Consider the following 26,685-nt stretch of genomic DNA (forward strand, 5'->3'; position numbering starts at 1 on the left):
GGGATTCTCGGCCACCGGCCGTCACCGACCGGTGAGATCGATCGGGCAGTCCGGATTCCGGGTGGGCGCCGCCTCGGGCCCGCCGAGGGTATTGGCGCGTCGCGTCGTCCCGAAGATCTCGTCGACCACCACGATGAACAGCGGCGCACACGCCACCACCACCACCGCCGCCGACAGTGACAACCCCGCGTCGGCGGCCCAGACCCCGCCGACGAGGAAGGCGATCGTGCCCGCCCCGCACAGCAGCGTCACCGGATCGAACGGCAACAGGTAGTCGTACATGGTCAGCATGCTGAGGCAGTAGATGCCCAGCGGCACCGCCACGGTCGCGACGACCACGCCCGGGCTGATCGTCGCCTCGTGTTCGGTCCACAGCGCGGCGACCTCCAGACCCGCGCCGGTGGCCGCGGCCGCCATGAAGATGATGATGTGCCCGTAGCCCCAGGGGAAGCACTTGTCGGGGCGCGCGTGCAACCGGTCGCCGACCGGGATGACGAAGTAGATCCACCACATGGCGAAGGTGACGACGATCGCGGCGACCCCGAAGACCGCGGTTTGCACCGACCACCCCTGTGCTTCGACGGCCGCCTGCATCACCGCAACGGTGCCGACCACGCCCTCGCCGAGGGTGATGATCGTCAGCAGCGAGTACCGCTCGGCGATGTGGTGCGGATGCCAGGGTGTGGGTTTGACGAAGTTCTCGGCGACGATCGGACCCACGAGTTCGATGAGCGCGCAGACGGCGATCGCGATGATGGTGGGCCACAGCGCGAGGTCGACGACCGCGACGATCACCCACGCCACCTGCGCGACGAGGACCGCTGCGGCGTAGGTGAAGCAGGTCTTGCGGTACTCCGCGCTCTGCAGACCCGCCCGGATCCATTGCGTGAGCAGCCCGACACGCATCACCACGTAGCCGATGACGAGGACCCGGATGTCGACGTGTTCGTGGTGTTCGATCGAGCTGAACACCGGTGCAACACCCAGGGCCAGGATGGCCACACCGATCATCTGGATCAGCACGACACCACGGAAGAACCAATCGTCGGTGTCGAAGGCCGAGGCGAACCAACTGAAGTTGATCCACGCCCAGATCGCGGCGAAGGTACACAGCACGTAGCCGAACACCGCGGTCCGATAATGACCCTCGGCCAGGTAGTGCGCCATCTGGGTGCCCGCGACGGAGAACACCACCACGAAGACGAGGTCGTAGAACAGTTCCAGACTGGTCGCGGCCCGCCCCGGTTGGTGCGGATCGCGGCCGGTCATCCGTGCGAGCCGATGCCCGATCCGTGAAGTCACCAGGGCACCCTAACGGATCAGGTCGGTGACGTCAGGTCATACAAGGTGACATTGTCGATCGTCAACTTCGCGAAATGACCCTCCACCCACTCGGTGATCTGGGCCGACGGGCCATCGGACCGCCCGCCCATCATCATGCCGCCACCGATGAAGTAGTGGATCTTCTTCTGCTCCACCAGCTTCTGGAACTGGGCGAGCGTCGGCGACGGGTCGGTGCCGTTGAAGCCGCCGATCGGCATCACCGAGTAGCCCGACTCGAGTTGATATCCCGACGCCGTGTTGGACCCGATGGCTGCGGCGACCCAGGTGAAATCGTCGGCATTCTTGCGCAGCGTCGCAACCATCTCGGCGCTGGGCGTCGAGCCCATCAGCAACCCGCCGGCCGGACCGCCCATGCCACCCATTGCGCCGTAGGCGCCGGTGCGCCCGCCGAATCCGCCGGGCATCTGACCCATACCGGGGAACCGTCCCATACCGCCGGGCATCTGCCCCTGTCCCATTCCGGGTATCCGACCCATACCGCCGGGCATCTGCCAGCGACGGTTGCCGCGTCCGGGACCGCCGAATCCACCGGGTCCGTCGCCCTCGACGCGCGGTCCCGCGCTGATGATGGAGCCCTGCTTCGCGGTGGTGATGGTGTCGATCGTGTACGCCAGCGGACCGGCCAGGCCCGCGACGAGGGCCAGCACCAGGGCCAGCGCCGAGAGGTAGACACGATGCGCGAGGAGCATCACCGCACCGCCGACCACTCCGACGAACAGAACGATCCAGCGCAGCCACGGCACGAAATCCGGTGAGCGCCCGAGCAACACGAACGCCCAGATCGCGCCGAACCACACGGCGACGGCGAGCAGTATGCGCACCCACAGCCGCTCGCGCGCCCGCCAGGCCACGGCCGCACCGCCGGCGAGAACCGCCGCCACCGCGGGCGCGAGCGCTGCGGTGTAGTAGCTGTGGAAGATGCCCGCCATGAAGCTGAAGACCGCCATCGTGATGACCAGCCACAGCCCCCACACCGAGAGGTAGGCGCGACGCAGGTCGGTGCGCGCGGCGCTGCGGTAGCGGCCGAGGATCACCAGCGCACCGACACCCAGGATCAGCGCGCTCGGGATGAGCCAGGCGATCTGGCCGCCCTGGGCGGGCTGGAACATCCGCCAGATCCCGGTTTCGCCCCACATGCCGCCGCGACCGCCGGGTCCACCGGGTCCGCCGAAGTCTCCGGGAAAGCCCATGCCACCAAAGGCGCCGCGGTCGTATCCGCGTCCGCCGCCGGGCATGACGCTGCCGGTCTCGTCGCCGGAGAGCCTGCCGAAACCGTTGTAGCCCAACGTGAGTTCGAGGATCGAGTTGTTCTGCGAACCGCCGATCCAGGGCCGCGACGACGCCGGCCACAGCTCGACGGTCAGAATCCACCAGCCCGCGCTGACGACGAGTGCGGCCAGCGCGGCCACCAGATGTCCGACACGTTTGACCCACCCGTGGGGCCCGAATGCGAGGTAGGTCAGGGCCAGCGGCGGCACGATCAGCATCACCTGGAGCTGCTTGGTGAGGAAACCGAATCCGACGAAGACGCCGACCAGGATCATCCACCGCAGCCGGCCATCCTCGACCGCGCGCAGACACGCCCAGACCGCGGCGATCATCAGCAGGATGAGCAGTGCCTCGGGGTTGTTGAAGCGGAACATCATCGCCGCGACCGGCGTCAGCGCCAGCACGCCGCCGGCGAGGATGCCCGCCCAGTGCCCGAGGTAGCGGCGGGTGATCCAGTACAGCAGCGCCACCGACGCCACACCCATCAACGCGTTGGGCACCAGGATCGCCCACGAGTTGAGCCCGAAGATGCGCACCGAGATCGCCGGAATCCACAGCGAGGCAGGAGGTTTGTCGACGGTGATGGAGTTCGCCATGTCCGACGAGCCGAAGAACCACGCCTTCGGTGATTGCGAGCCGGCCTGGATGGCCGCCGAGTAGAAGGAGTTGGCCCACCCGTTGAGCGACAGGTGCCAGAGGTCGATGATCGCGGTCACCGCGATCAGCGCGGCCAGCGTCGACCATTTCCACACCGCCGGCGGATCGGCGGGTACCGAGACAGGGCTGCGGCCCCGGGAGTTCTCATCCGGGGCCGCAACAGGGGAGGTGGTACTGGTCGGGGGCGAATTCTCGGGGATCGAGGATTTGTCGCGTTCGCTCATGGTCTCTTTCACCGGCCCGCTGAGCGGGGGAGTTCTGATGCGCGGATCTGTCGGTTGCTCGCCGGCGTCAGGGCTGCGCGGACCCGGCGGCCGGGCGACGCTGCAGATGCGAGCGGAACACCCACCGTAGTCCGACGAATCGGGTGGCGGTGGCCACCAGGTTGGCGATCACGAGCACCAGCAACTCGACGTGCTTGCCCGCGCCGGGGGCGAAGTGATCGAGACCGAACAGCGACAGCGCGGTCACCGCCCACCCGAACAGGAACACCCCGAAACCGAAGAACTGATGCTTGACCGCGTCCTCGCGCCCCTGCACACCGAAGCTGAAACGACGGTTGGCCGCGGTGTTGAGGACAGCGGTGACCGCCAGCGCCACGAAGTTGGACACCTGCGCGCCCAGGAAGGAGTGCAACAGCAGGTAGAGGACGGCGTAGGCGATCGTGCAGATGACGCCGACGACGCAGAACCGCACGAGTTGGCCGACCATGCCGGGCGGCACGCCCGCGATCGCCGGTCCGGGTGCGCGTTCGCGGCCGACGGTGGCGCGCAGGTCGGCGATCGGCAGTTTGCCGGAGGTGATCGCGTAGCCGACCCGTGCGCAACCCTTGAGGTCCTCGACGGCGGTGGAAACGATGTCGACGGTGCTGTTGGGGTCGTCGACCCAGTCGACCGGTACCTCGGCGATCCGCAACCCGATGCGTTCGGCGATGACGAGAAGCTCGGTGTCGAAGAACCACCCGGTGTCCTCGATGTAGGGCAGCACCTGACGGCCGATGTCGGTGCGCATCGCCTTGAAACCGCACTGGGCGTCGGAGAACTTGGCGCGCATCGTGGTTCGCAGGATCAGGTTGTACGAGCGGGAGATGAACTCGCGCTTCGGCCCACGCACCACCCGCGAATCCTTCGACAACCGCGTGCCGATCGCGACGTCGGAGTGGCCCGAGATCAGCGGGGCGATCAGCGGCATCAGCGCGTTGAGGTCGGTGGACAGATCGACGTCGCAGTAGGCGACGATCTGGGCGTCGCTGCGGGACCACACGGCCTTGAGCGCGCGGCCGCGTCCCTTCTCATCGAGATGGGCGACGCGGATGCCGTCGAGCTCGTCGGCGATGCCCGCGGCGATGGCGACCGTGGAGTCGGTGCTCGCGTTGTCGGCGACGGTGATTCGCGCCGAGAACGGCACGTTGGTACGGAGATGTTCGTGCAGTCGCTGCAGGCATCGGGCGATGTCGTTCTCCTCGTTGTACACGGGAACGACGATGTCGAGGACGGGGGCAGCGGCGGAGCTGTCGGCGACCACCATGATCGGGGCGGCGGCCTGCGGGATCGCTTCTGTCGTCATGCCCATAAGCTTCGCGGCCCCGGCTGACCCCACTCTGCGCTCGACCTGCCAGTTACCTGTGAGCTGACACCCCCTGCGCACCGCGCCCGCGATGCCGGATCTGCGCAGGTCAGGGCGCTGTCGGCGCAGGACGATAGATTGGGCGCATGTCGGGCACCCAGACGCTGAACTCACCGGATCTCGCGGCCGCGCAAGCGGTCATCACCAGCCTCGCCGGGCCGGATGCCGCGCTGCGCGATGATCAGCTCGAGGCGATCGCGGGGCTGACCACGGTTGCGGCCGCGCGGGTGCTGGTCGTGCAGGCCACCGGATGGGGCAAGTCCGCCGTGTACTGGGCGGCGACGGCCATTCTGCGGCAGCGTCGGCACGGCGCGACGCTGATCGTGTCACCGCTGTTGTCGTTGATGCGCGATCAGGTGTCGGCGGCCGAGCGGGCCGGCCTGCGCGCAGCGACGCTGAACTCGTCGAATGTGTCCGAGTGGAACGAGATCGAGGCGTCATTGCGCGCCGACGATCTCGATGTGCTGTTGGTGTCGCCGGAGCGGCTGGCCAATCCGGGGTTCGGGCGTCGCGTGCTCGACGCGATGGCCGGGCGGCTCGGTCTGCTCGTCATCGACGAGGCACATGCGATCTCGGACTGGGGGCACGATTTCCGGCCGGACTATCGGCGCGTCGCCGATGTCCTGCGGACGCTCAACCCGGACACGCCGGTGCTGGCGACCACGGCCACCGCCAACGAGCGGGTCACCGCCGACGTCGCGGCACAGTTGAGCGCAGGCGGCGGCGCCGGTACACAGACCCTGGTGCTGCGCGGTTCGCTGGCGCGAAAGTCGCTGCACCTGAACGTGATCGACGGCCTCTCCCCCATCCAGCGGTACGCGTGGGTGGCGCAGCATCTCCCGGAGTTGCCGGGGTCGGGGATCGTCTACGTCCTCACCGTCGCCGACGCCGACCGGCTTGTCGGCGCGATCCGAGCGGTCCATGGTGACGACCTCCCGGTCGCCGCCTACACCGGGCAGCTCGATGCCGATCGACGCCACCAGCTCGAGGATGCGTTGCTGCGCAACGACGTCAAGGCACTCGTGGCCACCTCGGCGCTGGGCATGGGTTACGACAAACCCGACCTCGGTTTCGTGGTGCACGTGGGATCGCCGCCCTCACCGGTCTCCTATTACCAGCAGGTCGGTCGCGCCGGGCGTGCGCTCGACGAAGCCGTGGTGATGCTGCTCGCCTCGGCCACCGACGACGCGATCTGGGAGCATTTCGCCACCGCGACCATCCCCGACCCCAAGCGCATGCAGGTGGTCCTCGACGCGCTCGGCGAGGCCGACGAGCCGCTGAGCGTCGTCGCACTCGAGGCGCAGACGGGTGTGCGGCGGGGCCGAATCGAGTTGATGCTCAAGCAACTCGCCGTCGACGGCGCCACTGAACGCGGCTCCGACGGCTGGTCGGCGACCGGCCGGCCGTGGTCCTTCGACGCCGCACACTACGACGGCGTGCTCGCGGTGCGCCGCCGCGAGGCCGACATCATGCGCGACTACATCTCCTCACGCCGCTGCCTGATGCAGTTGCTCACCGAGTCGCTCGACGACCCGGATGCCGGGGCGTGCGGCCGTTGTTCGGTATGTCTCGGCCATCTCACCGAGCCACTCGACGACGCCGTCGACCCGGCGGTGGTGCGCTCGGTGACGGTCTCGCTACGGCGGGCCGCGCAGGTCCTCGAGCCCCGCAAGATGTGGCCTGGCGGTGAGGTCGGGCGCGGCCGGATTCCCGCCGCGCGTCTGGCCGAACCCGGTCGGGTACTCGCGCACGCCGACGCACCGGAGTGGTCGGAGTTGCTTGCCGCCGCACGCGATCACGATGCGCAGGCGCTCGCCGACCTCGGTGATGCGGCGGTGGCGACGCTGTCGGCGTGGGGCCGCGAGTCCGGTATCCGGCCGGATCTCATCTGTTCGCTGCGTCTGACCGGCACCACCCTGGCCACCGATCTCGCCGCGCACCTGTGCTCGGTCGGCAAACGCGAGGGGGTGGCGATGCCCGTACAGATGGGCGACGGCCCACCCCGGGATGCGCCCGGTGCCGCCGAGGCCGCGTTCTGGCAGGCCCGGCTCGGCGAGCCGCCGGCCGGGGTGGAGGGCCGGGCGGTGCTGCTGGTCGTCGACGAGTCCCGGTCGGGTTGGCCGATCACATTGGCCGCGAGCGCTTTACGCGATGCGGGCGCGACCGCGGTGCTGCCCCTGCTGATCCATCGGACGGTGTGAGCGGGCGGCACCGCGCCTCGAGACCCTGCGCGGAGCCGATTGATCAGTATGACGTTTCCTCCGGAATCCGGGTGAAACGTCATACTGATCGACGCGGGGGTCGACTGATGGACGTCAGTCGTTCACGTACTCGCTGTAGCCCGTCGCGCGCAGCGCGTCCCGGATCTTCTCGGCATCGGCGTCGAGTTCGGCGGGGGTGATGTCCTTGCGGGCGTTGGTCAGGTCGAAGGTCTCCATGCTCAGCGCCGGGAAGACGTGGATGTGCACGTGCGGCACCTCGAGGCCGGCGATCAGCAGTCCCATCCGCGGGGCGTCGAACGCCTCCTTGACCGCGCGGCCGACCTTCTGCGCGACGTCGGTGAGATGGGTGAAGGAGGCGGTGTCCATCTGCTCCCAGTGATCGACCTCTTTGCGGGGTACCACCAGCAGGTGTCCGGGGGTGACCGGCTCGATGGTCAGGAACGCCACGGCTTGTCCGTCCTGCCAGACGAACCGACCGGGTAGCTCTCCGTTGATGATCTTCGTGAAAACCGACGACATGCACCTCAGTCTAGGGTGCGGCCCGGCCGCGGGGGTCCGGGCGCAGCCAAGATGTTCACCGCCGTGTCGGCCAACCGCCGTGTTGGCGACACACTGTCGGGGGCCCGTGACATCCTTGCTGCTGTGAGTCGCGCCGAGTCCCCCACCGCATCGTCTCGACGTGTCGCCTCCACCGACATCGTCGCCGCCGCGCAGCGCTTTCCGCGCTTGCGGTACATGGGCTCCAAGTACCGTCTGCTGCCGCATCTCGAGCGCACCTTCGCCGAGATCGGCGGCAGCACCGCCGTCGACGCGTTCTCCGGGTCGGGCGTCGTGTCCTACCTGCTCAAGGCGCAGGGATTCACGGTGGCCACCAACGATTTCCTCAACTTCCCACACGTCATCACCCGCGCCACCGTGGTCAACTCGTCGGTGCGGCTCGAGGCCGACCTCATCGAGGAGATCTGCGGTCCGCCCGCCGACGACCGGGATTTCATCTCCTCGACCTTCGACGGGCTGTACTTCGACGCGGCCGATCGCGCGTTCCTGGATTCGGCGTGGTCGCACATCGACCGGCTGCGGGGTTATCGGCGGGATCTGGCGATCTCGGCGCTGGTGCTGTCCGCGGCGCGCAAGCAACCGCGCGGGGTGTTCACCTTCACCGATTCCAGCCGATATGCCGACGGACGCCGTGATCTGCAGATGTCGCTGCGCGACCACTTCCGGCTACGCGCCGCGGCCGACTACAACGCGACCGTGTTCAGCAATGGCTCACGGCATCACAGTTCGTGCGGCGACGTTTTCGATCTCGACGCCACCGGAGTACTCGGGGGTGCGCCGGACCTGGTGTACCTCGATCCGCCGTACGCCCCGCCGTCCGACGACAACGACTACATCAAGCGCTACCACTTCCTCGAAGGGCTGTCGGCCTACTGGCAGGGCATGACCATCATGGAGAACACCAAGACCAAGAAGCTACCCAAGCGGTACACCCCGTTCGCCTACAAACACTCCATCGACGACGCGTTGGTGCGGACATTCGACCATTTCACCGACGCCGGCGCGATCGTGCTGTCGTACTCGTCGAACGCGCTACCCGGCCCCGATCGCATCGTCGATCTGCTCGGCAAGGTCAAGCCACATGTCGAGGTCATCGCGATCGACCACAAGTACAGCTTCGGCACCCATGCCGCGGCGGCGCGGCGTGACGTCAGCGAGTTCTTGTTCATCGGTCGGGACTGAGCGGGACCACCGAGCCGATGGCCGACGCGCCCGACTTCGACGAATACCTGAAGACGCTGGGACGCTTGACCTCTCACGTCGACCCGACGGCGTCGACACCCGAGGCCGAGCACATCGCGGCCGCCACCGCCGGACTCGGTGAGCTGATGGCCACCGACGTCGCCGGTCTCGCGGCGTGGGTACGGGAGAATCCCGGTGATGTCCCGGTGCTGGGTCTGGCCATCGGACTGTCGCAGGAGAAGCTGAAAAACGTTCTGCGCGACCGGTTCGACACCTCCGGGTGGCACGGTCTGGCGCGGCAGCGGCCCGTCGAGTTGATCACGTGGCTCGACGAGGAGTTCGACCTGGTGCGCATGCTCACCGCCCAGATGGACCGCACCTACACCTTCGCCGACATCCTCGTCGCCCGCGCCGGCACCCGACTGACCGCAACACGCGCGGGTGCGTCGGGCCGCCGCATCGAGGACCACATCGAGGACATCGCCCGCGATCTGGGCCTCGACTACGTGACCCGCTCCCGGTTCTCCGGCCGCAACGGACGCACCGCACCGGCCGATCTGATCGTCGGTGATCCGAACGCACCCGACATCGTGGTCGCGGCAAAGGGTTTCGATTCGACCGGCTCCAAACTCACCGACGCGGTCCGGGAGATCGAGGAGATGGCCGAGGTGCGGTTGCCGCGGCAGCTGGTCCTCGCGGTGATCGACGGGATCGGATGGAAATCCCGCCAGGCCGATCTGCGGCGCATCCACCGGCTGTGGGTGGACCGACAGATCGACGGCATGTACACCCTGGTCACCCTCGACCGTTTCCGCGCCGACGTCACCGAGTTCGCGCGGTTGCGCCGGCTGATCTGAGCGCACCCGATCGGCTCGTCGGCGCACGTCTGGTCAGGGCGTCAACTCCTTGGTGTACAACACCTGTCCGTGGGAGTCGCAGAGGGCGACGGTGAGGACCTTGGTGTCCTTGGCGATGCGGACCTCCCCGAAGTGCTGAAAGCCTTCCGCCGGTGAGGTGTTGGCCTTCTGCGGGGCGTGGACGTACTCATAGCGCGGGCCGAACGTGGCGTCGAGCGGGCTGACCGGGAACGCGCCGGCGTGCAGGGGTCCGCTGACGAACTCCCAGAACGGGGAGAAGTCGCGGAAAGAGGCGCGGTCGGGCGCGTAGGAGATGGCCGCGGTGTAGTGGACGTCGGCGGTGAGGAACACCTTGCCGGTGACGTTCTTGGTCTGCGACAACACCTTCGAGAAGGCGATCTCCCGGCCACGGGGCGCGCCCGGATCCCCTTGTGCCACCGCCTCCATCGACTTCGGGCCGTGACGTGGATCGGACAGCGCATCGGGAACGACGATGCTGATCGGCAGGTCGTTGGCGATCACCTTCCAGGTCGCCCTCGACGATCGCAGCGAGTCGATGAGCCAGCGCGTCTGTTCGGCACCGAGGATGCCGCCGTCGTCGGTGGTCGACCAGTTGGCCGGATTCGGGTCCTTGTAGGTGCGCATGTCGAGCAGGAAGACGTCGAGCAGCGGACCGTGGGAGACCTTGCGGTACACCCGGTTTCCGGTGGCCTCGGAGACCGGCTGCCATTCGCGCCAGGCCTGTCGCGCGTTACGGGCCAGGGTGTTGACGTCGGTCTGGGTGTAACCGTCTCGTTTCTGGCCGGTCAGGTTTTCCCCCGGGTACCAGTTGTTGAGTACCTCGTGGTCATCCCACTGGATGAGCTGGCCGACGCTCGCGGCGAATCGCCGGTAGCTTCCGTCGGTCAGGTTGTAGGCGTAGTTGCCGCGGAAGTCGTCGACGGTTTGTGCCACATGCGCTTTGGCGGGTGTGGTGAGGTTGCGGTAGAGCTGCCCGTTGTTCTGCTTCTGGGTGGGGTCGACGGTGTTGTCGGCGTAGATGGCGTCGCCGGAGTGGATGAAGAAGTCCGGTGCGCGGTCGGCCATCACCCCGAAGACGGGGAGGCCACCGATGTCGGGGTTGATTCCCCAGCCCTGCCCGACGACATCACCCGACCAGAGGAAGTGCACGTCGCCGGCGGTGACCGGGGCGGTACGGAACATGCCGGTGACGGGCTCGCCGACCGCACCGGTGGGGCCTTCGAGGTGAACCCGGTAGTGGACGGTCTGTCCCGGTGGGAGTCCGGCGACCCGCACCCGGCCGGTGCCGTCGGTCAGCGGGGTCAGCAGCGGGCCCGTGAAAGTCCGTGTGTTGCGGAAGGTTTCGGTGGCCGAGGTCTCCACGATCATTCGGGCCGGCGAGTCCGAGCGTGCCCATACCACCGCGCCGCTCGCGCTCTGATCGCCCGCGGCCACCCCGTGGGTCAGGCGTGGGCGCGAACGCAGCAGGCCCGGTGAGGCGGGTGCGGCGCTCGCGCGGCCGGCGATCACCGATCCGGTGGGCAGTACCAGCGCACCGATCGCCGCCGCACGTAGCAACTCACGACGGGTGGAGGTGCCGGCAGATCGTGAGGACGTGGACGGTTCAACAGATCCTGGGGGCATGGTGTGAGAATCGCCCATTCCGGCGACGGGACCGCGAACTCCGGGTGACGTGGGGGTGACGGTGCCGGTCAGTCCGCGAGTCGCGGCAGCCGCACCCAGAAGCAGGCGCCCTCGCCCGGCGTCGAGTCGACCCCGACGCGGCCACCTTGCGCGTCGACCAGCGCGGCCACGATCGACAAGCCCAGTCCGCTGCCGCCACCCTCGCCCCGTGATCGCGAACTGTCGCCGCGATAGAAGCGTTCGAAGACGTGTGAGCGCTCGTCGGGGGTGAGGCCCTGGCCGGTGTCGGTGACGGTGACCAGCACGTCGCCGACTCCGTCGAGCACGCCGACGCCGACGGTGATCGTCGCCTCCGGCGGGGTGTGGACGACGGCGTTGTTGACGAGGTTGCGGATGACCTGCACCAGCCGCGCCGAGTCGCCGCGCACGACGGGCGGTTCGTCCGACGGCGATACCTGCAGCCGGATCTCCCGGTCGGGGGCGGCGGCACGCGAGGCCTGCACGGTGTCGGCGGCCAGCATCAACATGTCGACGGGCTCGGAATTGAGGGGTCGGTGGGCGTCGAGCCGCGCGAGCATCAGCAGATCCTCGACGAGGAGCTTCATGCGGCCGGCCTCGTCGTCGATCCGGCGCATCGCATCGCCCGGGTCGGCGACCGCGCCCTGCCGATACAGCTCGGCAAACCCCTTGATCGAGGTCAGCGGGGTGCGGAGTTCGTGGCTGGCGTCGGCGACAAAGCGCCGCATCTTCTCCTCGGAGTGCCGGGCCTGCTGTTCGGAGGCGGCCGTCGTGGCGAAGGCGTGCTGGATCTGGCCGAGCATCGTGTTGAGCGAGGCGGAGAGGCTACCGACCTCGGTGTTGGGCGGGCCCGGGGCCACCCGCATGTTGAGGTTGCCCGCGGCGATCGCGTGGGCGGTCTCCTCGACCCGGCGCAGTGGCCGCAGGCTCGACCGGACCACCAGATAGCTGAGCACGCCGAGGACCACGACCACGGCCGCGCCGATGCCGAACTGCAGCCACATCAGTCGTGACAGGGTCTTGTTCACATCGGAGAGCGGCACGGCCACCACGGAAACCCCGTCGGGGCCAATGTGTTTGATGACACGCCACTGCGGGCCGTCACCGTCCTGCGACCCGACCGTCGTCGGCGAGACGTTGCCATCGGGCAGTCCGCTGAGGTCGGGGGTGTGGGTGAAATCGTTGGCGTTGGAGATGACCTGCCCGGAGTTGAGGGTGGTCATCACGAAGAACGACGACGGTGGCCGGCGCGGTCCGATGGGCGGGCCCTGCGTCTGATCCATGTCCGGGTTGCGGGGTTTGGCCCAGGTCCCCACCGCCGACACCAGACCCTGATCGGTGCGCGAGAGCAGGTCCGAGCGCATCGCCGAGGTCACCGCGATTCCTGACACCAGCAACCCGAACGCCACCAGCACCATGGTGAGCGCGACCAGCGAAATACGCAGCGGAACACCACGTGTGCGGATCTTTGCCGCCTTCGTCGCGGGTGGGGCTGCCGGGGCACCTGCCGGTGGGTCGGCCGGCGGCGCTGCCGATCGGGTGCGAACGCTCATGGGGATACCGTGCCGCAATCGGTCCGATCCGCGTCATGTGGGTTCGCGTCATGTGCGTTCGGGCTCACCGCGGCTCCCGCATGACGTATCCGACGCCACGCAAGGTGTGGATCAGCGGCGTGACACCGTAATCGAGTTTGCGGCGCAGGTAGGAGACATAGGACTCGACGACGTTGACCTCGCCCCCGAAGTCGTAGTTCCAGACGTGGTCGAGGATGCGTGGCTTGGACAGCACGGTGCCCGCGTTGACCATGAAGTAGCGCAGGAGGGTGAACTCGGTCGGCGACAACGAGATCAGCTTGCCGGCCTTCCACACCTCGTGGGTCTCGTCGTCGAGTTCGAGGTCGGCGAAGGTGACCCGCGAGACCTCTTTGGCTCGCTCGTCGAAACCGCTGCGCCGCAACAGGACCTGCAACCGCGCCACCACCTCTTCGAGGCTGAACGGTTTGGTGACGTAATCGTCGCCGCCGACGGTGAGTCCGTTGACCTTGTCCTCGACCGAATCCTTGGCCGACAGGAACAGCGCGGGCGCCGAGATCCCGTCGGCGCGGAGGCGCCGCAGCAGACCGAAACCGTCCATCCCCGGCATCATCACGTCAAGGATGAGGACGTCGGGTTTGAAGTTGCGGCATCGGTCGATGGCCTCGGGGCCGCCCGCGGCGGTCTCCACCTCGTAGCCCTGGAACTTCAATGACACTGATAGCAATTCACGAATGTTCGCCTCGTCGTCGACGACGAGGACCTTCGCTCCCTGACCCGTTTCGCTCACGTGTATCACCTTCCGCCCTCAGTCTGCCATGCGGCTGACATCCGGCTGGGAGCTTTCTGTGAGGCCTGACCAGCGGCGATGGGCAGACTGCGGACGACCGCTCAGGTCCGGGAGAGCGCGGCGTCGAGACTGGCCAGAGACTGCTCGAGAAAGCCGCGGCCGAAGGGCGGCATGCCGCCGACCTGCTCGCGGAAGGCCGACGGCGTGTTCGTCCAGTCATAGGTGAGCCGCACCAGGGTGCCGTCCTCGTCGGGTGTGAGCTCGTAACGCCACCACCAGCCGCCGGACTCGTGGTCGCCGGAGTCGTTGAGCTGCCCGGGCAGCCACGCGATGACCCGGTCGGGTTCGTATGCGGTGACCAGGTTGTGGATCACGTAGTGCCCGCCGGCCTGTTCGAGAAACATGTTGACCGCGAAGATCTGTCCGGCCCGGGTGATCGGCGCGGTGTCGATGGCGTCGCGCACCCAGTCCGTCGGTTCGGTCTCCTGGTGTCGGACCGGGTCGCAGAGCAGGGCGAAGACCGCCTGCGGAGGGGCGTCGACGTGACGCGTGACGGTCATCGACTCGGTGTCGGGCTGATCGGGGGTGTCGGGCTGGGTGCGATTGGCGCTCATCGCGGGTCCTCTCCATAGCTGTCGGCGATCTGCTCGCTACCCGCCCATCCGGAGTAGGTGGGGCGTTGCGGCCAGCCGTCCGGGGAGTCCTGCCACACCTCCTGTCGTCCCCAAGGGAGCAGATCGATCAATGCGAAGGTGTGGCTCAGCTGCTCGGTGCCCCGGCCGTTGGTGTGCCAGGTGCGGTAGACACGGTCCCCGTCACGCATGAACACGTTGACCGCGAACCCGCCTCCGGGTGCGGCGTCCATCTCGGCACCGAAGTCGGTGCCCGCGGCGGAGAACCACTCCATCTGGTTGCCGACTCGCCGCTTGTAGGCCAACGCCTCGTCGATCGGACCGTTGGTGACGATCACGAACCGCGCGTCATAGTTCTGGAGGAACTCCAGTCGGGTGAATTGCGAGGTGAATCCGGTGCATCCGGGGCATTGGAACTCGGCGCCGTCGTTCCACATGTGGTGGTAGGTGATCAATTGTGACCTGCCGGCGAAGATCTCCGACAGTGATGTCGGGCCGTCGGCGCCGGTGAGCGTGTGGTCGGCGACCTCGACCATCGGCAGTCGGCGACGTTGCGCGGCGATGGCGTCGAGCTCACGGGTAGCAGCTTTCTCGCGACGGCGCAGGTCGGCGAGTGCGGCCCGCCACGTCGCCTCATCGGCAACGGGCGGTAGACCTCGGTCGGCTTCCGGGTGGGTCGGTGCGGTCATCGGAACCTCCTGGGTGTGGGTGTGCGCGGTGTGGGTGCGCGGACCTCCAGAGACTGACCGGCGACGGCACCGTAATTCATCGCGCCCGCAGTTCGCGCAGGTAGGGCGGTGGGTAGCCGGGCCGGAAGGGCACCTCACCGAGCCACTCCGACAGGGCATCGGCGCGGGCGGCGACGGCTCGACGTGCAGCCGCGGGCAACTTCTCGAAGAGGTGGACCTCTACCCGTGTGCCGGCCTCTCGATGCCAGCCGCCGACGATCCGCCCGTCCCACCACACCGTCTGGCCGCCGTTGCCGTTGCGATCGAAGATGGCATCGACGTGTGGGCCGAGGTAGAAGTCGCGCACCTTGTGACCCATGGTCGTCGGGTCGAGTTCGGGCAACAGGAGGGCTTCGGGCGGCAGCGGATCGTCGTCGGGGCCGCCGGGCAGATCGTCGGCGAGGACATATCCGACGGAACCGTCGTCGAGATCGACCTCGACGACGTCGAGCGACGCCAGCGCTTGTCGCACATCGCGTTTGGTCGATCCCAGCCACCAGACGAGATCGGTCTCGGTACCCGGACCGAATCGCGCGAGCCATCGCCGGATGAGTGCAATGTGTGCGGTGGCGGGATCGGGGACGTCGAGCGGTCTGCCGAGCCAGCGGTCCATCGCCGACCACGACGGCCTCGACACGTGCCAGCCCCCGTTGTTGGGACCGCGTACGACTTCTCCTGCAGCACTGCACATGTTGAGAACTCGCGGGAGCAACGGACTCGGACCGCCGTATGATTTGCCCGGGCTCACGACGACCTGCCGATCGAACTCCGGCACGCGAGCACGTAGTTCCGCCGACGTCATCGTGGTGCCGTCGGCGAACGCGGAGAGCACCGCGGCACGAGCGTCATCGATCCACCCTTCGGGATCGGCGACGTCCTCGGCGCGGCGAAGATCACGCAGCATATTGGTTCGCTCGGAGGCCGCGACCCGCGCACCGATCGCCCCGACCGCGTCGGGAAGGATGCCGTCGGGGAACACGAAAAGCGTTCGACGCATGGCCAGTTGCTTGATCATCGTGCGGTCACCGTAGAGAGCCGCGTCCATGGTGTCGGTGCGAAAACCGTCGATCCGTGCCCACGCCGAGAGATACACCGTCGACGGCGTCGTCGCGTGCAGTCCGACGACGGCCGCGGCAGCGTCGACCACCGATGCCGCGTGGTGCCCTTCTGCAAGGCAGTGTCTGCGCAGCAACCGGTTTCGGCGTTGGGTATCGGTGATGCGGGGTCGCGCAACGCTCATGGCCGCTGCCTGCTCACGACTGGGGCGGCGCGGCCACCGCGTCGACCTCGACCACCTGCCCGTCGTACGGCAGGACCGATACACCCATCATCATCGTCGGCGGCACCACATCGAACTCGGCGCTCACCGCTTCCCATGCGACATACAGATCCGCCTGAAGGTGTTCTGCCACATAGACTGTCAGCTTGGCCACGTCAACGAAAGTCGCCCCCTGCTCGCCCAGCACCGCCGCCAGGTTCCCGAGGCACGCTCGCACCTGCGCAACGACATCATCGGGCGCGATCACCGCACCGTTCTCATCCAGCGGGCTGATCCCGGCCGTGAAGAGCAACGGCCCCGGCGACACCGTCGAACTATAGGGAAACCCACCGTCGTGCAGGGTCGTAGAACCATTGAGGTGCACTCTCGACATGCGCCGATCCTACCGTCGCGGAATCCGGCGTCTCGCATGTTCGCCGTACCCATGCCGCCCGCCCGATGGTCGAGCACTTCCATCACCCGACGCTCGCCCCTTCCCCCGGTGGTCGAGCACTTCCATCACCCGACGCTTGGTCCTCCTCCCCCGATGGTCGAGGTGCGAGCCGCGTGCGGCGAGCCTCGAGACCGCCTGCAGCGGAGCAGGTTCCGGCTAACCGAGTGGTGCGGATACTCATCGGCGAGAGGGGTCTCGAGGCTCGTCGCTGGCGCTCCTCGGCACCTCGACCATCGGAACGGATGACGGCCGTTTCCTGACCGACGCTCGCTCCATCCCCCCGATGGTGGAGCGCTTCCACCTCCCGACGCTTGCCCCTTCCCCCGGTGGTCGAGGTGCGAGCCGCGTGCGGCGAGCCTCGAGACCATGGTGAGATGACAAGTATCGCAACCACATCCACTAACCGCTCGACGCGCCGGAGAATAGTTGTCCACAAATTCTGTCGAGCTGACGTTAGCCGGACCGGTTTTGTCGGTACCCCTTCGTACACTTGTTCTCATCAAGTCCGATCGCGGGAGGGGAGGTTGTTCCGATGTCGACCACGTTGACGTTCACCGATCCGGATGCCGACGCCGCCGCGATCGCAGCAATGTCGCGCGATGAGCTCATCGAGACCGGCCCTGATTTGTTGCGCCAATCGCGTCAGCATGAGGCCCGGACGGTGCTGGCTGCTGCCGCGTTGGCGGAGCGGGTGTTTCGTGAGCATCTCGCCGGTCGATCGGAGACCAGCGTGTGGGGTTCAGTCATCGAGCATGCTGAGAGACTCGGCCGGGCCGAGGTGTCGTTGCAGTTCAAGGTCTCTCGCAGTAAGGCCGGGAGTTGGGTGGCGTTGGCGGATCTGTTGGAGAAGTTCCCGCTGATCCGTGCCGCCTACCTGAACGGGGAGCACTCGACCAACCGGGTGTCCATCATGGCGCGGGCCGCCCAACGTGCCGGAGACATCGATCTCGACGGCATCGAGGGTGACGACGCGGAGATGTCGTTCGAGAAGATCGTCCTGAACTATGCATCGCGCGCCACCACCGACCGGGTGCTGGCGCAGGAGCTCGAGACGGCGCTGATCTCGATGAGTCCCGACAATGTGATCGAGGACCGCGACACCATCACCGACCTGGTGGAAAACGTCACCATCACCGCAGAAACTGCCGGACACTCCACCTTGGATGCGGTCGTCCCCGCGCATTACGGGGTGTTCCTCACCACCCAGATCAACGCCCTCATCGACGAACGCACCTGCCGCAAAGACCCCCGCCGCGTGGGATCACTGCGGGTGATCGCCCTTGGGGAGATCACCGGCGTCCCGGGAGCCCACCTCAACTGCGAATGCGGCCTGGCCACATGCACGAAGGGTGGCGGCGCCGTCAACAGTGACTCGGCGGAAACACCCGCCGACGCCGAGGACGCGGCAGCGTGGGACGACCTGTTGCCCGAACCCGCCGATGCCGACGCTCCCGAACTCGATCCGGTGGAGCCGGTCGTCGAACCCGACGTCGCTGACCCCATGGATGAGCCGACCTGTGATGAGGTGCCGGTCGCGTTCGGGCGGGCGCTGGTGGTGCCGGGTGCACCCGTACTGACGGTGTTGAAGGACCCCGACGGGATTCTCGTCCCCCGGTTGCAGGGATACGGGCCCATCGACCCCGACTACGCCACCACCCTCGCCGACGTGGCCAAGACCATCCACTACCCCGAATCCGCCCGGGCCGCGGGACCACTCATCCCGCAGATCTCCGACCGACCCCAAGCCCCACCGGCGGATCCGACCGGACACGGCGGTCACACCGTGCCACCACCTGGGGCATTGACCTATGCACCCAGCGCCACATTGCGCGCTGCGGTGCTGGCCAACGACGCCTGGTGCCGATTCCCGTACTGCGGCAGGCCGTCACACCTGTGCGACCTCGACCACTGGCGACCCTTCAACCACACCGACCCCGAGGCCGGTGGCTGGACGGTGCTCGGTGACCTGATCCCGCTGTGTCGGGCCGATCACCAACGCAAACACCTCGCCGAATGGGTACCGACGCTCTACACCGACCGACGGGTGGAGTGGCGGAGCCGAAGGACCGGGCAGATCATCGTCACCCACCCGCGGTGACTCCCGGTTCGCCGTGGCGCTGCCCGCCCTTCCCGCCCAGCGCGCCCACGGTGCTCTAGGTTGGTTACACCGGCATCCGGATCGGCGGCTGCCGGACGGCACGGAGGCGTATGGGTTCCTGGTGGGCCCCCCGGTCTTCAAATCCGGTGAGATCGAGTATCTCGGTCTGGCGGGTTCGATTCCCGTCCGCCTCCGCCGTGCCGATCGAACGACCGTGCCGACCGAACGACCGGACTCGAGGAGGTGTCCAATGGGTGCACCCGATCCTCGTCGACACATCCCTCGTACCGACCACCTACTCGCCGATCCGGACATCGCCCAGGACCGAACTCGTCTGGGCGACAAAGTTGTTCGCGAGGCCATTCGTGAAGCACAGGACGCTGCACGCCGCGGCGAGATCGCACCCACAGATGTTGCCGGTTCACTCATCGAGTCCCTACGCCGACGTCGCCCGTCGAGCGCACGGCCGGTCCTCAACGCCACCGGCGTCATCGTGCACACCAACCTCGGGCGCGCGCCGCTATCGGCCGCGGCCCGGGAAGCGGTGGCGGCATCCGCCGGGTACGTCGACGTCGAACTCGATCTGGCCACCGGCGCCAGATCACGACGCGGCACCGCCACCCGCGAGGCCCTGCTCCGCGCCTGCCCGGCAGCCGGCGACGCCCTCGTCGTCAACAACGGGGCCGCCGCACTGGTGCTGACGACCACCGCGCTCGCGATCGGACGTGAGGTGGTGATGAGCCGCGGCGAGATGATCGAGATCGGCGCGGGATTCCGGCTCACCGACCTGATGGCGTCCACCGGCGCGCGCCTACGCGAGATCGGCACCACCAATCGCACCCACGCGCACGACTACCTCGACGCCATCGGCCCCGACACCGGCTGCGTGCTCAAGGTGCATCCGAGCAACTTCCGAGTCGAGGGATTCACCAGCGAGGTGAGCCTGCCGCAGCTGCACGAGATCTGCGTCGAGCGCGGCGTGCCGCTGGTCGCCGACCTCGGCTCCGGACTCCTGCACCCCGATCCCCTCCTGCCCGATGAACCCGATGCGACCTCGGCACTGCAGGCCGGGGCCGATCTCGTGATCGCCAGCGGCGACAAGCTTCTCGGCGGCCCGCAGGCCGGCATCATGCTCGGTGACGCCGATCTGATCGCCCGACTCTCCAGACATCCGCTGGCGCGGGCGGTGCGCACCGACAAGCTCACCCTCGCCGCCCTCGAGGCCACCCTCGACGGACCGACCCCTCCCGTCACCGCCGCCCTGCACGCCGACCCCGACGACCTCCGCCGCCGCGCCGAACGCCTTGCGGCACAACTCGACGCACCCGTCGTCGCCCATGACGGACGGGTCGGCGGGGGCGGCGCACCCGGTGTCGCGCTACCCGGATGGGCGATCCGACTTCCCGAACACCTCGCATTCCACCTGCGGACCGGCGACCCGGCGGTCCTGCCCCGTGTGCACGACGGCGCCTGCCTGATCGACCTGCGGTGTATCCCCGAGTCCGACGACGACGCCGTCCTCGCCGCCGTCCGGTCCGCCGCACATGCCGTCACCGACCACACGGCCGATATCAACGGAAACCTTTAGGCCACAGAGGTGTTCGTCGTCGCCACCGCCGGTCACGTCGACCACGGCAAGAGCACACTGGTCCGGGCGCTCACCGGGATCGAACCCGATCGATGGGCCGAGGAACGCCGCCGAGGCCTGACCATCGACCTCGGATTTGCCTGGACCACACTGCCTTCCGGTCGCAACGTCGCATTCGTCGACGTCCCCGGCCACGAGCGTTTCCTGGGTAACATGCTCGCCGGCCTCGGCCCCGCGCCAGTCGTACTGTTCGTCGTGGCCGCCGACGCCGGCTGGCAGGCGCAGTCCGACGACCACCGCGATGCGATCGCCGCACTCGGCATCACCCGAGGTCTGGTCGTGCTCACCAGGTCGGATCTCGCTGCACCCGAACGGATCACGCAAACGCTGACCGAGACCCGCGTCGGACTCGCCGACACCGGGCTCGCCGACGCGCCCGCGGTGACCGTCTCGGCCACGCGGGGAACGGGGTTGACCGAGATGTGCGCCGCACTCGACGAGATTCTCGCCGGATCACCGGCAGCACCCGTCGACGCCCCGATCCGGTTGTGGATCGACCGGTCGTTCACCGTCTCCGGCGCAGGCACCGTGGTCACCGGGACGCTGTCCACGGGGACCGTGACGGTCGGCGACACCCTCGATCTCCTGACAGTGCAACGCATCCGACGCGTCACCGTTCGCACCATCCAGAGCGAAGAACGAACCCTGACCTCCATCGGACCGGTCAGCCGGGTCGCACTGAATCTTCGGGGCATCGACTCCGACGAGATCGCCCGGGGCGACGTGCTACTCTCCCCCGACACCTGGCGGCGCACCGACGTCGTCGATGTCCGACGCGTCAGCGGTGACGAGTTCACCGATGCACCAATACATCTCACCGCCCACATCGGCAGCGCTGCACTGCCTGCACGGCTGCGTCCGCTCGGCGCCGACCACGCGCGACTCACCCTCGACCGGCCACTCCCGTTGATCGTCGGCGACCGGATCGTGTTGCGCGACCCGGGAACCCGCATCGTCGGCGGCGGACAGGTCGTCGACGCCGAGCCGCCGCCGCTGAGTCGTCGCGGTGACGCCGCCCGGCGTGCCGCGAGCCTGGCGGCCCGCCGGCCGACCGACGATCTGCGTTCCGAGGTCGCCCGACGCGGCTCGGTCACCATCACCCACCTGCGCCGTCTCGGCCTGCTCGATGCGGTCGCGGAACCGGGAACACCGCCGGATGGCGTGCTCGTCGTCGGTGACCGCTGGGTCGATGCCGACGACCTCGCTCTCCGCGCACGCCGACTGCGGACTGCGGTGCAGACACTGCACCGCGAGGATCCGCTGGCGGCGGGGATCTCCCGCGCCGCGGCGCCGGATCTGCTCGGCCTGCCGGACGACGCGGCGCTCCTCGACACCGTGATCTCCGCGGCAGGCGTCGTGACGACAAACGGCTACCTCGCGATGCCCGACCGGACCACCGATCTCGGTCCCGCCGAGCCGGCGATCACAGCCGTCGAACGACGTCTCGCCGACGATCCGTTCGCCGCACCTGAGGCCGACGACCTCGCCGCGCTCGGCCTCGGCGACCGCGAACTCGCCGCCGCGGAACGTATGGGCCGCCTTCTCCGCCTCGGATCGGGTGTGGTGCTCGCGCCGACCGCACCCGCCCTGGCCATGCGCAGCCTGGCACGACTGCCGCAGCCGTTCACCACCAGCGAGGCCCGTCAGGCGCTGCACACCACGCGCCGCGTGGTGATACCGCTGCTCGAACACCTCGACGCGCGCGGCTGGACCCGTCGTCTCGACGCCGGCCACCGCGAGGTGATCCGGTGACCTGCGACCGGTCCGCAACGACCGCGAGGCGCGCCGATTCGGTCGGACCCCGGTTCTGTCGGACCCCGCCCGTAGGCTGACATCCGTGGCAAAACCGAAGTCGAGCTTCCGCTGCAGCGAGTGCGGTCATCAGGTCCCCAAATGGGTCGGACGCTGCGCCGAATGCAACGCCTGGGGCACCTTCGACGAGGTCACCACCATCAGTGCACCCGGCGGGGCCACCACGACGGTCACCCCGACCAGCCCGGCCGTACCCATCACCGCCGTCGATGCCGCCACGTCAACGGCGATCCCCACCGGAATCGACGAATTCGACCGCGTCCTCGGGCGCGGAGTGGTGCCCGGCTCGGTGATCCTGCTGGCAGGTGAGCCGGGTGTCGGCAAATCCACGCTGCTGCTCGAGACCGTCAAACACTGGGCGGCCAGTGGCCGGCGCGCGCTCTACATCACCGGCGAGGAATCCGCCGGACAGGTGCGCATGCGCGCCGAACGGACCGACGCGGTGCACGAGAACATCTACCTCGCCGCCGAATCCGACCTCGCCACCATCCTCGGCCACGTCGACGACGTTGCCCCGTCCCTGGTCATCGTCGACTCGGTGCAGACCGTGGTGGCCACCGGCACCGACGGCGTGACCGGCGGTGTCACCCAGATCCGCGCGGTCACCACCGCACTGGTGTCGCTGGCCAAGAATCGCGGTGTGGCGATCATCCTGGTCGGCCATGTCACCAAGGACGGCGCCGTCGCGGGCCCGCGGTCGCTCGAGCACCTCGTCGACGTGGTCCTGTCGTTCGAGGGCGACCGCCACTCGTCGTTACGGATGGTGCGCGGCATCAAGAACCGCTTCGGCGCCTCAGACGAGGTCGGATGCTTCGAACAACGCGACGACGGCATCCATCAGGTCAGTGATCCCTCGGGAATCTTTGTCCACCAACACGATTCCGACGTCAACGGGTCGGCGACCCTGGTCACCATGGACGGCAAGCGAGCGCTCGCGGGCGAGATCCAGGCACTGACCACGACGACGAACATGGCCACCCCACGCCGCGCGGTCTCCGGTCTCGACTCGCCTCGCGTGGCGATGATCCTCGCGGTCCTGCAGAGCACACTCGAGGTGCCCGTCCACGAGCGCGAGGTGTACGCGGCGACCGTCGGCGGGATGCGCGTGACCGAACCCGCCGCCGACCTCGCCATCGCGCTGGCGGTGTTCTCGTCGATGACCAAGCGGCCGATCCCCCGGACCACCGCCGTCATCGGCGAGGTCGGGCTGGCCGGTGAGGTGCGACGCGTCTCGGCGGTGGCGCGCCGCGTCGGGGAGGCCAAGCGACTGGGATTCAAGCACGTGCTGATCCCCACGGGCACCACCGAGAAGATCCCCGGCGGCATCAAGGTCACCCGCGTCGCCACACTCGCCGAGGCGTCGGCGGCGGCATTCACGGCGACGCTGCGGGTTGTCGACGCACCTTTTTGACAAATGCACCGAAATGCACATTGAGAATTGTCTGAGAATTGACACCGAAAACGCCTGATCACCGGGTTGGGTGCGGCGGTTTGGGTGTTTTGCCGGATATGGACGAGTAACAAGATCATAACAGTGCAGGTAGCGTGTCGAATCGTCACGCCTGTGATTTCGTGTCGCTCCATCCCTCTTCGTCGAAGTGAGTTGTGAATGTCCTCGAGGCGAATCGCGTCGGTTCTGCTGACCGCCCTGCTCACCGTCTGCGCCCTGCTCGCGGGCACGTCCACCGCGTCGGCATGGGGACCGCCCGCCTCGCAGGTCCGCGGTTTCATCAACGCGACGATCAACAACTACGGCATGGATCACCCGGTGTGGGTGCGAGCGTGGCCGTCCCAGACCACCGCCCCGTCGAAGGCGCCGACCATCATCTTCCTCGACGGCCTGCGCGCCACCAACGACTACAACGGGTGGGAACGCGAAACCAACGTCGCCTACCTGTCGCAGCGTGGCTACAACGTGGTCATGCCGATCGGTGGCCAGTCCTCGTTCTACGCCGACTGGAATGCCCCGAGCCCCACGGCCGGCCAGGTACACCCGTACCGCTGGGAGACGGTGCTCAAGAACAGCCTGCCGCAATTCCTCGACGCCCACGGCTTCCACAACCGCACCCTCGTCGGGCTGTCGATGTCGGCGAGCCAGGCCGTGATGATCGGCAACGAGCGCCGCGACCTGTACTCGCGGGTGGTCTCGATGTCGGGGTTCATGAACATCGTCGCCACCGGCATGCAGACGATGATGCGCGGCGCGGCGTGGGATGCCGGGCACTACGACCTCAACGACATGTGGGGCTGGTTCCCGAATCTGCAGGCGTTCCAGCATTCGCCGACCGAGAACCTGCCGTCGATGAACGGCCTGCACCTGTGGATGTATGCGGGTACGGGCGTGTGGGGCGACCACCAGCCCCCGGGCGCCAACAACACCGACTTCTTCATCACCGGCCTCAACTCGACGGCGATCGAATCGGTTGCCGGTGAACAGAGCCGCACCTTCGCCCTCGCCGCCCCGGCCTTCGGCGTCAAGCTGCGCACCGACTTCCCACTGACCGGCACCCACGCCTGGGGTTACTGGCAGCAGGCGATCTGGAACATCTACAACGCGGGCTGGTTCAAGAACGGCTGAGCGGGGCGCCCCGTCACGGCCTCGAGAGCCGCTGCTTGTACTCGTCGGACATCTGACTGCGCTCGACGTGGTCGGCGAAGTGCTCGCGCGCGTTGATCGACACGAAGATCGAATGGCCAACGGCGACCGGCTGGTCCGGATCGCCGATGTGACCGACCGCCTCGACGTAGATCTTGCGTCGCTGACGGCCGAGCAACCGGGCACTGAGCTGCAGGCGCGAGCCGACCGGGACGGGCGCGAGGAAGTCCACCTCGAGGTGCACGGTCACCGCCGACGGCCCGACGAGTAGCGGCGCGGTGCCCATCACCTCGTCGAACGCGGTCGAGAGCACACCGCCGTGGATCACGCCGGGACCACCTTCCATCCACGGTTCGACGTCCATCTCGGTCTCCACGTGAAACCTTCGCCCGCCCGGACCACCAGATGCAGCCCGCGGGGCGCATCCTCGCCACATCCCAGGCACATCGGGTTGTGCATACGGATGGGCTCACCCGGTCCGGCGGCCTTCGGATGACGCGTCATGGCCTCGATGTCGGCGGGCACGACGAATCCACCGGGCCGATCGGGACGAGAAGGGGTGCTCACGTCCCGTTACCCTAGTCATGCCGATTCCCGCACGTGTCAGGTGATCGGACGCGATGACGCAGGAAGGGACAACGATGGTCGAGGGAGCCAGAACCGACCAGTACGGGCGCACCGACGCCGGGCGCTCGGAACTGATCAAGGAAACGCTGGCCCGCGTGGCGCCCGGCACCGGTCTGCGCGACGGTCTCGAACGCATCCTGCGCGGCGGTACCGGAGCGTTGATCGTGCTCGGCCACGACTCCGACGTCGAGAAGATCTGTGACGGCGGCTTCCAGCTCGACGTCGAATTCGCCCCGACGCGTCTGCGGGAACTCGCCAAGATGGACGGTGCGGTGGTGCTCTCCACCGACGGCAAACGCATCGTCCGCGCGAATGTACAACTGGTGCCCGATCCGTCGATTCCCACCGAGGAGTCCGGAACGCGCCACCGCGCCGCCGAACGCACCGCCATCCAGACCGAGTATCCGGTGATCTCGGTGAGCGCGTCGATGTCGATCGTCAGCGTCTACGCCGAAGGGGTGCGACGCGTCGTCGAGAGCCCGGACCCGATTCTCTCGCGCGCCAACGTGGCGCTGTCGACCCTCGAGCGCTACAAGGCTCGCCTCGACGAGGTGATCTCGGCGCTCGGCCGCGCCGAGATCGAGGACTACGTCCTGCTGCGCGATGCGATGTCGACGGCGCAGCGGATGGAGATGGTCCGCCGTGTGGGTGTCGAGATCGAGGAGTACGTCCTGGAGCTGGGCACCAACGGACGACAGGTGAGTCTGCAACTCGAGGAGCTGATCTCCGAGAACGACACCGTCCGCGAGTTGCTGGTTCGCGACTACTACGCCAGCCCCGAGCCGGCGACCACCGAGGAGGTGCACCACACCCTGGAGACGGTCGAGGCGCTCTCCGACGCCGACCTCCTCGATCTCACACTGCTGGCCGGTGCCTTCGGCTACCCGACCACCATCGAAGCCCAGGACACCGCGATGAGCCCACGCGGCTACCGCATGCTGGCCCGGATCTCACGGCTGCAGTTCGCCCACGTCGATCGGCTGGTTCGCAGCTTCGGCACCCTGCAGGCGTTGCTGGCCTCCTCGGCCGCCGACCTGCAGGCCGTCGAGGGCATCGGCAGTATCTGGGCCCGCCACATCCGCGAGGGCCTGTCGCGGCTGGCCGAGTCGAGCATCGAGCGCTACGACTAGCCA

General features: G+C 67.9%; 20 protein-coding genes, 1 tRNA gene and 1 pseudogene. 10 read left to right on the plus strand and 12 right to left on the minus strand.

What is annotated here, in order from left to right; genetic code table 11:
- Positions 1–21: 21 nt before the first annotated feature.
- From AC5ZH6_RS22505 to AC5ZH6_RS22515, 3 genes are all read right to left on the minus strand, one after another.
- Complete coding sequence (locus tag AC5ZH6_RS22505; RefSeq protein WP_370530224.1) at positions 22–1,269, minus strand: low temperature requirement protein A; 1,248 nt, start codon at positions 1,267–1,269, stop codon at positions 22–24.
- Between the two features lie 50 nt (positions 1,270–1,319).
- Positions 1,320–3,494, minus strand: coding sequence for an ArnT family glycosyltransferase (locus AC5ZH6_RS22510; protein WP_265077007.1), 2,175 nt, complete (start codon positions 3,492–3,494; stop codon positions 1,320–1,322).
- A 67-nt stretch (positions 3,495–3,561) separates the two neighbouring features.
- Entirely contained in the window at positions 3,562–4,836 is a 1,275-nt protein-coding gene (locus AC5ZH6_RS22515) for a bifunctional glycosyltransferase family 2/GtrA family protein (RefSeq protein ID WP_014361470.1), read from the minus strand.
- Between the two features lie 146 nt (positions 4,837–4,982).
- Between AC5ZH6_RS22515 and AC5ZH6_RS22520 the strand changes: the two genes are divergently transcribed.
- Positions 4,983–7,097 carry a RecQ family ATP-dependent DNA helicase gene (locus tag AC5ZH6_RS22520; RefSeq protein WP_265077008.1) on the plus strand — a complete coding sequence of 705 codons (2,115 nt, stop codon included), beginning with the start codon at positions 4,983–4,985 and terminating at the stop codon, positions 7,095–7,097.
- 114 nt (positions 7,098–7,211) lie between these two features.
- Here AC5ZH6_RS22520 and AC5ZH6_RS22525 read toward each other — a convergent pair whose 3' ends face one another.
- Positions 7,212–7,637, minus strand: coding sequence for an HIT family protein (locus AC5ZH6_RS22525; RefSeq protein ID WP_006369684.1), 426 nt, complete (start codon positions 7,635–7,637; stop codon positions 7,212–7,214).
- 51 nt (positions 7,638–7,688) lie between these two features.
- Here AC5ZH6_RS22525 and AC5ZH6_RS22530 point away from each other — a divergent pair, with 51 nt between their 5' ends.
- Positions 7,689–8,858 carry a DNA adenine methylase gene (locus AC5ZH6_RS22530; RefSeq protein WP_006369683.1) on the plus strand — a complete coding sequence of 390 codons (1,170 nt, stop codon included), beginning with the start codon at positions 7,689–7,691 and terminating at the stop codon, positions 8,856–8,858.
- 17 nt (positions 8,859–8,875) lie between these two features.
- Positions 8,876–9,715, plus strand: a complete 840-nt coding sequence (locus AC5ZH6_RS22535) for a hypothetical protein (protein WP_265077009.1) — start codon at positions 8,876–8,878, stop codon at positions 9,713–9,715.
- A 33-nt stretch (positions 9,716–9,748) separates the two neighbouring features.
- Here AC5ZH6_RS22535 and AC5ZH6_RS22540 read toward each other — a convergent pair whose 3' ends face one another.
- The 7 genes from AC5ZH6_RS22540 to AC5ZH6_RS22570 all read right to left on the minus strand — a co-directional run bounded on the left by AC5ZH6_RS22540 (position 9,749) and on the right by AC5ZH6_RS22570 (position 16,711).
- Positions 9,749–11,359, minus strand: coding sequence for an alkaline phosphatase D family protein (locus AC5ZH6_RS22540; RefSeq protein ID WP_265077010.1), 1,611 nt, complete (start codon positions 11,357–11,359; stop codon positions 9,749–9,751).
- A 68-nt stretch (positions 11,360–11,427) separates the two neighbouring features.
- Positions 11,428–12,930 (minus strand): HAMP domain-containing sensor histidine kinase, encoded by a 1,503-nt coding sequence (locus tag AC5ZH6_RS22545; protein ID WP_035727738.1) that lies wholly within the window; start codon positions 12,928–12,930, stop codon positions 11,428–11,430.
- Between the two features lie 64 nt (positions 12,931–12,994).
- The gene (locus tag AC5ZH6_RS22550; RefSeq protein WP_006369679.1) at positions 12,995–13,699 is read right to left on the minus strand and encodes a response regulator transcription factor; all 705 of its coding nucleotides are present in this window, start codon (positions 13,697–13,699) and stop codon (positions 12,995–12,997) included.
- Positions 13,700–13,800: 101 nt separating this feature from the next.
- Complete coding sequence (locus AC5ZH6_RS22555) at positions 13,801–14,313, minus strand: SRPBCC family protein (RefSeq protein ID WP_094601066.1); 513 nt, start codon at positions 14,311–14,313, stop codon at positions 13,801–13,803.
- Positions 14,310–15,020, minus strand: coding sequence for a DUF899 domain-containing protein (locus AC5ZH6_RS22560; RefSeq protein ID WP_211543689.1), 711 nt, complete (start codon positions 15,018–15,020; stop codon positions 14,310–14,312). The genes AC5ZH6_RS22555 and AC5ZH6_RS22560 overlap by 4 nt, the downstream gene beginning before the upstream one ends.
- A gap of 76 nt (positions 15,021–15,096) precedes the next feature.
- Complete coding sequence (locus AC5ZH6_RS22565) at positions 15,097–16,299, minus strand: winged helix DNA-binding domain-containing protein (RefSeq protein WP_211543687.1); 1,203 nt, start codon at positions 16,297–16,299, stop codon at positions 15,097–15,099.
- Between the two features lie 13 nt (positions 16,300–16,312).
- Positions 16,313–16,711 (minus strand): RidA family protein, encoded by a 399-nt coding sequence (locus AC5ZH6_RS22570; protein WP_211543685.1) that lies wholly within the window; start codon positions 16,709–16,711, stop codon positions 16,313–16,315.
- 592 nt (positions 16,712–17,303) lie between these two features.
- On the opposite strand from AC5ZH6_RS22570, the gene AC5ZH6_RS22575 reads away from it, so the two are divergent.
- The 6 genes from AC5ZH6_RS22575 (at position 17,304) to AC5ZH6_RS22600 (ending at position 24,907) form a co-directional block, all read left to right on the plus strand.
- The gene (locus AC5ZH6_RS22575; RefSeq protein WP_265077011.1) at positions 17,304–18,869 is read left to right on the plus strand and encodes an HNH endonuclease signature motif containing protein; all 1,566 of its coding nucleotides are present in this window, start codon (positions 17,304–17,306) and stop codon (positions 18,867–18,869) included.
- 102 nt (positions 18,870–18,971) lie between these two features.
- A tRNA-Sec gene (locus AC5ZH6_RS22580) sits at positions 18,972–19,064 on the plus strand.
- 55 nt (positions 19,065–19,119) lie between these two features.
- Complete coding sequence (gene selA, locus AC5ZH6_RS22585) at positions 19,120–20,457, plus strand: L-seryl-tRNA(Sec) selenium transferase (protein WP_265077012.1); 1,338 nt, start codon at positions 19,120–19,122, stop codon at positions 20,455–20,457.
- 9 nt (positions 20,458–20,466) lie between these two features.
- The gene (selB, locus tag AC5ZH6_RS22590) at positions 20,467–22,269 is read left to right on the plus strand and encodes a selenocysteine-specific translation elongation factor (protein WP_265077013.1); all 1,803 of its coding nucleotides are present in this window, start codon (positions 20,467–20,469) and stop codon (positions 22,267–22,269) included.
- Between the two features lie 85 nt (positions 22,270–22,354).
- Positions 22,355–23,740, plus strand: coding sequence for a DNA repair protein RadA (gene radA, locus AC5ZH6_RS22595; RefSeq protein WP_014361484.1), 1,386 nt, complete (start codon positions 22,355–22,357; stop codon positions 23,738–23,740).
- Between the two features lie 198 nt (positions 23,741–23,938).
- A complete protein-coding gene (locus tag AC5ZH6_RS22600) occupies positions 23,939–24,907 on the plus strand; it encodes an alpha/beta hydrolase (RefSeq protein WP_006372020.1) in 969 nt (322 codons plus the stop codon).
- 13 nt (positions 24,908–24,920) lie between these two features.
- On the opposite strand, the pseudogene AC5ZH6_RS22605 reads toward AC5ZH6_RS22600, so the two are convergent.
- Positions 24,921–25,492, minus strand: a pseudogene (locus AC5ZH6_RS22605) (PaaI family thioesterase).
- 74 nt (positions 25,493–25,566) lie between these two features.
- On the opposite strand from AC5ZH6_RS22605, the gene disA reads away from it, so the two are divergent.
- A complete protein-coding gene (disA, locus tag AC5ZH6_RS22610) occupies positions 25,567–26,682 on the plus strand; it encodes a DNA integrity scanning diadenylate cyclase DisA (protein WP_265078072.1) in 1,116 nt (371 codons plus the stop codon).
- The last annotated feature ends 3 nt before the right edge of the window (positions 26,683–26,685 follow it).

It is taken from the genome of Gordonia sp. YC-XJ4 (assembly GCF_059511865.1).

What these genes read in the sequence shown, in the direction of transcription:
- AC5ZH6_RS22505 (WP_370530224.1), bottom strand. Translation starts at nt 1,269, where the DNA reads ATGACCGGCCGCGATCCGCACCAACCGGGGCGGGCCGCGACCAGTCTG.
- AC5ZH6_RS22510 (WP_265077007.1), bottom strand. Translation starts at nt 3,494, where the DNA reads ATGAGCGAACGCGACAAATCCTCGATCCCCGAGAATTCGCCCCCGACC.
- AC5ZH6_RS22515 (WP_014361470.1), bottom strand. Translation starts at nt 4,836, where the DNA reads ATGACGACAGAAGCGATCCCGCAGGCCGCCGCCCCGATCATGGTGGTC.
- AC5ZH6_RS22520 (WP_265077008.1), top strand. Translation starts at nt 4,983, where the DNA reads ATGTCGGGCACCCAGACGCTGAACTCACCGGATCTCGCGGCCGCGCAA.
- AC5ZH6_RS22525 (WP_006369684.1), bottom strand. Translation starts at nt 7,637, where the DNA reads ATGTCGTCGGTTTTCACGAAGATCATCAACGGAGAGCTACCCGGTCGG.
- AC5ZH6_RS22530 (WP_006369683.1), top strand. Translation starts at nt 7,689, where the DNA reads ATGTTCACCGCCGTGTCGGCCAACCGCCGTGTTGGCGACACACTGTCG.
- AC5ZH6_RS22535 (WP_265077009.1), top strand. Translation starts at nt 8,876, where the DNA reads ATGGCCGACGCGCCCGACTTCGACGAATACCTGAAGACGCTGGGACGC.
- AC5ZH6_RS22540 (WP_265077010.1), bottom strand. Translation starts at nt 11,359, where the DNA reads ATGCCCCCAGGATCTGTTGAACCGTCCACGTCCTCACGATCTGCCGGC.
- AC5ZH6_RS22545 (WP_035727738.1), bottom strand. Translation starts at nt 12,930, where the DNA reads ATGAGCGTTCGCACCCGATCGGCAGCGCCGCCGGCCGACCCACCGGCA.
- AC5ZH6_RS22555 (WP_094601066.1), bottom strand. Translation starts at nt 14,313, where the DNA reads ATGAGCGCCAATCGCACCCAGCCCGACACCCCCGATCAGCCCGACACC.
- AC5ZH6_RS22560 (WP_211543689.1), bottom strand. Translation starts at nt 15,020, where the DNA reads ATGACCGCACCGACCCACCCGGAAGCCGACCGAGGTCTACCGCCCGTT.
- AC5ZH6_RS22565 (WP_211543687.1), bottom strand. Translation starts at nt 16,299, where the DNA reads ATGAGCGTTGCGCGACCCCGCATCACCGATACCCAACGCCGAAACCGG.
- AC5ZH6_RS22570 (WP_211543685.1), bottom strand. Translation starts at nt 16,711, where the DNA reads ATGTCGAGAGTGCACCTCAATGGTTCTACGACCCTGCACGACGGTGGG.
- AC5ZH6_RS22575 (WP_265077011.1), top strand. Translation starts at nt 17,304, where the DNA reads ATGTCGACCACGTTGACGTTCACCGATCCGGATGCCGACGCCGCCGCG.
- selA (WP_265077012.1), top strand. Translation starts at nt 19,120, where the DNA reads ATGGGTGCACCCGATCCTCGTCGACACATCCCTCGTACCGACCACCTA.
- AC5ZH6_RS22600 (WP_006372020.1), top strand. Translation starts at nt 23,939, where the DNA reads ATGTCCTCGAGGCGAATCGCGTCGGTTCTGCTGACCGCCCTGCTCACC.
- disA (WP_265078072.1), top strand. Translation starts at nt 25,567, where the DNA reads ATGGTCGAGGGAGCCAGAACCGACCAGTACGGGCGCACCGACGCCGGG.